This is a genomic window from Myxococcus vastator (assembly GCF_010894475.1).
GTDB lineage: Bacteria > Myxococcota > Myxococcia > Myxococcales > Myxococcaceae > Myxococcus > Myxococcus vastator.
On the sequence record NZ_JAAIYB010000437.1, the window covers coordinates 1 to 6,973 of the forward strand.

Consider the following 6,973-nt stretch of genomic DNA (forward strand, 5'->3'; position numbering starts at 1 on the left):
CCCCCAACCTCCCGCCGGACTGCTCCGCCAGCGAGGACTCGTCCGCGGCCGAGGTCAACGCCCCCTCCGCGCCACACGACAACACCCCCGTGAGCCGGCGCGCGTCCGCCACGTCCTGGAGGCCCACGTGCGAAGACAGCGACAGCGGGACTTCGGGCGGCGTCGAGAGGTGCAGCGCCGCGGCGTCCGCCTGGAGCAGTGAAGCGACGCGCTCCAGGAAGTCCTCCTGCGTGGGCGGCGCCGGCTGCGCGACGAAGCGCGCCATCTGCGCGACCGCCTCCATCTCCCAGCGGCTGCGCGCGCTCTCCGCCTGCACGCGCGCGTCCGTCAGCGCGGCGCCCACCACCTTGGCGAAGAGCATCAACACCGAGCCATGGCGCGGCGCCACCCAGTGGCCCTCCACCCACAGCACCTCGGCCTGGGGGCCGCCCACGGGCAGGTAGACGTGGGTGGGCGAGGCCTGGTCCACGCCGCCGAAGACAGGACGCCCGTCCGCGAGCGACTCCAGCCCCAGGCGCGCATCCTCCGGAAGGGGCGCTCCATCCCGGGTCAGCAGGCCCTCGCCGTCCCAGCGCAGCAGCCGGGCCCGGAAGCCCGCGGCCTCCAGGCCCTTCAGGGCGACGCGGCGGACGGCGTTCTCCGAGTGCGCGGACACCAGCCCCGCGGAGGTCTCCACCAGCCGCTCGGCCACCGACATCTCCGGCGGCCGGTTCTCCATGGGCACGCAGTTGAGCAGCAGGCCCCCTCCCCCGCTCTCCAACACGAAGCGGGACGCGGTGACGGCCACCTCGCGCGCCACGCCATCCGCGCAGGGGACCTGGAAGAGCTGGGAGCCCTCATGGAGCGGCGCGCCGGCCTCCACCCGCCAGTAGCGTTCGACGACGCGGCTGCGGTCCTCCCGCTGGATGAAGTCCATGACGGAGCGGCCCTCCACCTGGGCGCGTCGCAGGCCGAGCAACGCGACATAGGCGTCATTGGCCACGAGCACCCGTCCCTCCACCACCGCCAGCATGGGGTTGCGGAAGGTGTCGGTGAGGACGCGAAGCTCCGCCTCGCTGTAGCGCTTGGTACTCATCCGCGACGCAGCACCCGCTTCTCTCCCACCCGGAGGGTGACCTTCTCCCGGTCGAAGTATTCGGACAGGGGGATGACGAACTTGCGGCTCTGCCCCACCAGTTCCTTGAAGTCCTGGGTGGTAATCTCCTTCTTCTCGCGCAGGTGGGCAACCAGGCGCTCGCGTAGGGTCGCCAGCGCCCCGGCCGCGAACCACAAGCCCTCCGACACGCGCACCGCCGCCCCCTCCACCACCATGACGCCCAACAGCTCGCGCAGCCGGGAGCCGGGGAGCTGGAGCTTCTGCTCCAGCTCTGGAAGCGAGGGAGGCGCCAGGCCCGCGGCCGACAGCTCCGCCGCCAGCCGCGCCCGAGCGGCGGTGTCCCCCAGCGTCAGCGTGCGGCCTCGGCCCTTGAGGCGCACCACGTCCCGCTCCAGCTCCACCCGGCCGCCCTCCACCAACGCCTGCAACACCCGCTGAAACACCCGCGCGTCCAGCGCGGAGGACAGCCGCTGCCGCAGCTCCTCGCGGGGCAGCCCTTCGCGCAGGGGCTCGCGCTCATGGAAGGTGGCCAGCAGCGCCAGGGCGCGTCGCTGCAACGCCTCCAAGACGTCGCCGGAGAGGTACAGCCGCCGCTCCCGGTCGAGGAGGAGCGCGCCGCCCCGCGCCCCCAGCAGCTCCAGCGCGCGCGTGAGGACGCGAGGCCCCAGCGCCGAGCGGCCGAACAGCTCCGGCTGCGACATGCCGCGGTAGCCCGCCTGTCTCAGCAGCCAGGCCACCTGCCCCGCCGGGTCCGCCTCCAGCAGGGGCGCCACCGCCGACGCGCCCCCCTTGCGCCGCTTCGGAGGGGAGAGGGACAGGACGCGGCCTCCCGCCACCGTGGCGCCCCGGCCCGGAAGGGCGCGCGCGCCCCGCAGGATGAAGCGCTGGCCCACCAGCGCGCCCACGGCGGTGCCCAGCCGCAGCTGCGCCAGCGCCGTCTCGCCGGGCTCCAGTCGCTCCACGTCCAGCAGCGCCACCGTGGCCTCCACCTGCGCGGTGCCCAGGTGCAGCAGCAGCTTCGAACGGCGAGGCAGCGGGGACGGGGCCGCGGGGAGCAGCGTCAGCTCGACGTCGAGCATGCGCGTCTCTGGCAGCTCGCCCGCGCGCACCAGCACCATGCCCCGGTGCAGCGCCTCCGGCTCCACGCCCGTGAGGTTCACCGCCGCGCGCTGTCCCGCCTCCACGACGGACACGGAGGCGCCATGCCGCTGCACCCCGCGCACGCGCAGCGGACCGGGCAGCCCGGGCAGGAGCGACACCGCGTCCTCCACCGCCAGCGCTCCCGACAGCAGCGTGCCCGTCACCACCGTGCCAAACCCCTTGAGGGTGAACACGCGGTCCACCGGCAGGAAGGCGGGGCCCTCCGAAGGCCGCTCGGGCAGCGCCGCCGCGGCCCGGGTGAGCGCGGCGCGCAGCGCGTCCAGCCCGTCTCCCGTCCTGGCGGAGCAGGCCACCACGGGCGCCGCCTCCAGGAAGGTCCCCACGGTGAGCGCGGCCAGGTCGGCCTCCACCAGCGCGCGCCACTCCGGGCCCAGCTCCGCCAGCGTGTCCGACTTGGTGAGGGCGACGACGCCGGCCCTCACGCCCAGCAGCCGGCAGATGTCCAGGTGCTCGCGCGTCTGGGGCATCACGCCCTCGTCCGCGGCCACCACCAGCACCACCAGGTCCACGCCGCCGGCGCCGGCGGCCATGGCCTTCACGAAGCGCTCGTGGCCCGGGACATCCACCACGCCCGCCACGCCGCCGTCGTCCAGCGTCAGGTGGGCGAAGCCCAGCTCCAGGGTGATGCCGCGGCGCTTCTCTTCCTTCAGCCGGTCGGTGTCGATGCCGGTGAGCACCTTCACCAGGGACGTCTTGCCATGGTCGATGTGGCCCGCCGTCCCGACAATCATGGCGTCACCGCGCCAAGGCTCACGCGCCAGCCTTGTCCGGGTCCTCGTCGAAGCGCGCGTCGCCGGTGGACGGCTCGTAGTCCCAGGGGAAGACCATGAGCGAGGCGCTGGTCAGCGCGGAGTAGTCCGGCGAGAAGCCACCCGGCTTCGTCACGAGGCACGCGGTGGCCACCTTCTTCGCGCCCGCCTCGCGCGCCAGGGCGGTGGCCAGCTCCAACGTGTCACCGCTGGAGGCCACGTCATCCACAATCAACACGCGGCGGCCCTTCAGCTCCGCGGGCATCTCCCCGGCGAGCTGCGGCGCCTTCGACGTGCGAGGCGCGGAGCTGGTGCTGCCCCGGTCCCTGCTTCGGCGGCTGATGCGCACGGGGAAGAACGGACAGCCGAGCGCCCCCGCCAGCGCGCCGCCCACGAAGACACCGCCGTGGGCCACGCCGACCACCACCTGGGGTTCGAAGGTCTCCTGGATGGAGCCCGCGAGCTGCTGGACCGCGCGGTCGAACTCCTTCCAGGTCAGCTCCTTCACGCCGCTGGACGCGGAGCGGCCCCGGGACTGGTCCTTCCCCGTCGGCTGGCGCGGCGCCTCCACCTGGGGCGCCAGCACGAGGTCCTCCGGGATGGAGACGAGCTTCTCCGCCTGCATCCGCGACGACTTCGCCGCGGGGGACTTCTTCGAAGAGGCCTTCTCGGGGGGCTTGCTCTGCCGCTTGGTCGCCACGGCGCTGAACTCCGGCTGGGGTGTGTGCGGCCCCGTCATACTCCGAGGGCCGCACGGTGGCCACATCCGGCCACACCCCAGACGTCGCCTTTGTCTCGCGGCAACACACGCACTGTGTGCGCAAGCGCTCAGCCGGCCAGCCGCTCCTCGACCATCCGGTCCGCCACCTGCTCGGGCCGCAGGCCGGACTCCTTCGCGCGCGTCAGCACCGTGTCGATGGTGTCGAAGATGTGGGAGGCGCGGGAGTACGCCTTGTCCCGGTCATACCCCGCCCACTCCTGGGCCACGTTGATGAGGCCGCCGGCATTGGCCGCGTAGTCGGGCACATAGAGGATGCCGCGCCGGGCCAACTGCTCGCCATGACGCGAGGTGAGCAGCTGGTTGTTGGCCGCCCCGCACACCGCCTTCACGTTCAGCAGCGACAGGGTGGTGTCGTTGATGGCGCCACCCAGCGCGCAGGGGGCGTAGATGTCCGCCTCCATCCGATGCAGTGCGTCGGCGTCCACCGCCGTGGCGCCGTACTGCGTCACGGCGTGCTGCACGCTGGCGGGGTTGAGGTCGCTCACCCACACCCTGGCGCCGCGCTGGTGCAGCTCCTTCACCAGGTACATGCCCACGTGGCCCACGCCCAGCACGGTGACGCGCAGGCCCTTCAAGTCCGGGCTGCCGAAGACGTGCTTCGCCGTGGCCTCCATGGCGCGCGCCACGCCATACGCCGTCACCGGCGACGGGTCTCCGCTGCGCTCCTTCAGGCCCACGACATACTTCGTGTGCCGGCGCACGTGCTCCATGTCATCGGGGCTGGTGCCGCTGTCCTCGGTGGTGATGTAGCGCCCGCCCAGGGACTCCACCGCGCGGCCGAAGGACTCGAAAATCCTTTCACGGTCGAAGCTTCCGCGCGGCAGCATGATGACCGCCTTGCCGCCGCCGTGAGGCAGCCCCGCGAGCGCGGCCTTGTATGTCATTCCGCGCGCCAGCCGGAGCGCATCCGCGACGGCTTCCTCCTCGCTGGTATAGGTGGACAGCGCGCGCGTGCCGCCCAACCCCGGGCCGAGCCGCGTGTTGTGCATGCCCACAATGGCACGCAGGCCCGTCTTGGAATCACTCAACAAGTGGACGGCTTCGTAGCCGCCCTCAAGCAACTGCGTGAAGTAGCTCATGGCGCGCGGCAAGTACCGTCGCGCCCTGTGCAAGTCAAATGGCGCCGCGCTCCAAGATGCCGCGGATTTCGTCGCCAGGAATGACATAGCGCGTCGTGCAGAACTGGCACGTCGCCTCCGCCTGCCCTTCCTTCTCCAGCAGGTCCGTCAATTCCTCACGTCCCATGGCCAGGAGCGCGCGCAGCACGCGGTCCTTGCTGCACGAACAACCGAAGCGCAGCGGGTAGCGCGACATGACCTCGAAGTCGGACTCCGGCAGCAGCGCGCGCAGCACGGCCGTGGCCCCCGACTCGGCGTGCGCCTGGAGCATGGGCGCGAAGTCACGGCGCAGCCGCTCACCCAGCGCCGCGAAGGCCTCCATGTCCGCGCCCGGAAGCGGCTGGACGAGCAGGCCGGCGACGCGGCCCAGCGGCTCCGCGTCCCCGCCCTCCGGCAGCTGTGCCAGCAGCACGTGTGACGGGAGCTGATCCGACTGGCGGAAGTAGCGCTCCAGGTCGGCGGCCAGGTCGAAGGCCTCCAGCTCCACCGCGGAGCGGTAGTACTCGCCGCCGCCCAAGTCCCGCAGCACGGACAGGAAGCCCTTGTTCCCCAGCACGGGGCGCCAATGGTACGTGCCGTCGCTCCCGGAGTACTCCACGTAGGTGTTCTTCACGTAGCCGCGGACGAGCCCGGAGGTGTCCCCGTCCACGAAGAGGCCGCGCAGGGGGCCGTCACACTCCACCTGGATGTTGATGCGGGCGTCACCCTTCTGCAGGGCCCCCATCAGGGCGGCGGCGGTGAGGGCCTGCGACAGGAGCACGGCGGCGGCGGGCGCGGTGCCGTGGGTGGCGCGTGCCTGGCGCGACAGCGCCGTCGTGGTGGCGAGCACCACGCGCAGGTCCGTGTTCTTCAACATTCCACTGACAAGCTCGTCGGACATATCGATGGCGACTAGCGTGCCCGAGCCCGCATTGCCCGCCAACGACAGAAGGCGGGGGCCCCGGCGCCCGGCGGGCGGGCAGCAGGACGGCCCGGGGTGACGCATAAGGTCAGCCTTATGCCTCCGTGTGGGTGGGCTGGCATGCCGGGGTGCGGAAGAAATCCAGCCCCGGCGCTGGAACGGCTATAAACCGCCGTCCGACTGTCACCTGCCCTCGACCGTGGACGCGGCAAGACGCCCGCGCGCCGCCGCTGGAGATTCGATGAGCACCCAAGCCGCCGCAGCAGTAGAGACGAAGACACCGCTCCTCAAGTCCCGCCTGGGCTCGTTCCTCGCGGTGGTTCCCCTGTCCTTCTGGGTCGTCAACCACCTGTGGGACAACCTCTCCGCCTTCAACGGCGCGGACGCCTGGCAGAGGTCGGTGACGACGTACGCCAACCCGTTCTCCCAGGTCTTCACCTTCATCATCGTCCTGCTGCCGCTGCTGATGCACACCGGCTGGGGCCTGGTGCGCCTGTTCAGCTTCCGGCCGAACAACGTCCGCTACAACAACTACGGCAACCTCAAGTACCTCCTCCAGCGCCTCAGCGCGGTGGGCGTGCTGGCCTTCCTGGGCGCCCACATCTGGCTGGCCTTCCTCTACCCGCGGCTGGTGCTGGGTCACCCGGAGCAGTTCGACGACATCGCCCGGGAGATGCACCACCACGTGCCCACCCTGGTCGTCTACCTGCTGGGCACGCTGGGCACCTCGTACCACCTGGCCAACGGCCTCCAGGGCTTCGCCATGGGCTGGGGGCTGCTCTCCAGCGAGCGCTCCATGCGCAAGTTCGAGCCGGTGGTCATCATCCTCTTCCTGATTCTCACGGCCATGAGCTGGGCGGTCATCTACGCGCTCTACACCGCGGGCGCCGCCTTCAGCCCCGTGGGCGCCACCCCTCCGTGACGCGGCCCGGGCCCGGCGCGCCGGGTCCGGAAAGTCCACGAACACAAAGCACACCGGCCGCCCCCGAGACTTCCGGGGAGCGGCCGGTTTCATTTCCAGGGAACCGCTGGCGTCAGCCGGGCCTAGAAGGGGATGTCGTCGTCGCCGTTGCCGCCGCCGCCATGGCCACCGCCCATGTCGTCCGGAGGCGGCTGACCGTAGTCGTTGTTGTCTCCCCCACGTGGCTGGGAGAACTGCCGGCGTCC

The 6,973-nt window shown here is 71.7% G+C and carries 6 protein-coding genes; 1 reads left to right on the top strand and 5 read right to left on the bottom strand.

Features of this window, described 5'->3' with window-relative positions:
• The 5 genes from G4D87_RS30640 to hslO form a co-directional block, all read right to left on the bottom strand.
• Positions 1 to 1,075: PAS domain S-box protein (locus G4D87_RS30640; RefSeq protein WP_163786244.1), on the bottom strand; the 1,075-nt coding region annotated here is incomplete at its 3' end.
• Entirely contained in the window at positions 1,072 to 2,988 is a 1,917-nt protein-coding gene (gene selB, locus G4D87_RS30645; RefSeq protein ID WP_163786245.1) for a selenocysteine-specific translation elongation factor, read from the bottom strand. The genes selB and G4D87_RS30640, both read right to left, overlap by 4 nt.
• A gap of 19 nt (positions 2,989 to 3,007) precedes the next feature.
• Positions 3,008 to 3,772, bottom strand: coding sequence for a phosphoribosyltransferase family protein (locus G4D87_RS30650; RefSeq protein ID WP_163786246.1), 765 nt, complete (start codon positions 3,770 to 3,772; stop codon positions 3,008 to 3,010).
• A 62-nt stretch (positions 3,773 to 3,834) separates the two neighbouring features.
• Positions 3,835 to 4,866 carry a Leu/Phe/Val dehydrogenase gene (locus G4D87_RS30655; protein WP_163786247.1) on the bottom strand — a complete coding sequence of 344 codons (1,032 nt, stop codon included), beginning with the start codon at positions 4,864 to 4,866 and terminating at the stop codon, positions 3,835 to 3,837.
• 34 nt (positions 4,867 to 4,900) lie between these two features.
• Positions 4,901 to 5,785, bottom strand: coding sequence for an Hsp33 family molecular chaperone HslO (gene hslO / locus G4D87_RS30660; protein WP_163786248.1), 885 nt, complete (start codon positions 5,783 to 5,785; stop codon positions 4,901 to 4,903).
• Between the two features lie 262 nt (positions 5,786 to 6,047).
• Between hslO and G4D87_RS30665 the strand changes: the two genes are divergently transcribed.
• Complete coding sequence (locus G4D87_RS30665; protein ID WP_163786249.1) at positions 6,048 to 6,728, top strand: succinate dehydrogenase/fumarate reductase transmembrane subunit; 681 nt, start codon at positions 6,048 to 6,050, stop codon at positions 6,726 to 6,728.
• Positions 6,729 to 6,973 lie beyond the last annotated feature (245 nt).

Bases quoted from the DNA above. Each gene is read 5' to 3' on its own strand.
- selB (WP_163786245.1), bottom strand. From the start codon at position 2,988: ATGATTGTCGGGACGGCGGGCCACATCGACCATGGCAAGACGTCCCTG.
- G4D87_RS30655 (WP_163786247.1), bottom strand. From the start codon at position 4,866: ATGAGCTACTTCACGCAGTTGCTTGAGGGCGGCTACGAAGCCGTCCAC.
- G4D87_RS30665 (WP_163786249.1), top strand. From the start codon at position 6,048: ATGAGCACCCAAGCCGCCGCAGCAGTAGAGACGAAGACACCGCTCCTC.
- hslO (WP_163786248.1), bottom strand. From the start codon at position 5,785: ATGTCCGACGAGCTTGTCAGTGGAATGTTGAAGAACACGGACCTGCGC.
- G4D87_RS30650 (WP_163786246.1), bottom strand. From the start codon at position 3,772: ATGTGGCCACCGTGCGGCCCTCGGAGTATGACGGGGCCGCACACACCC.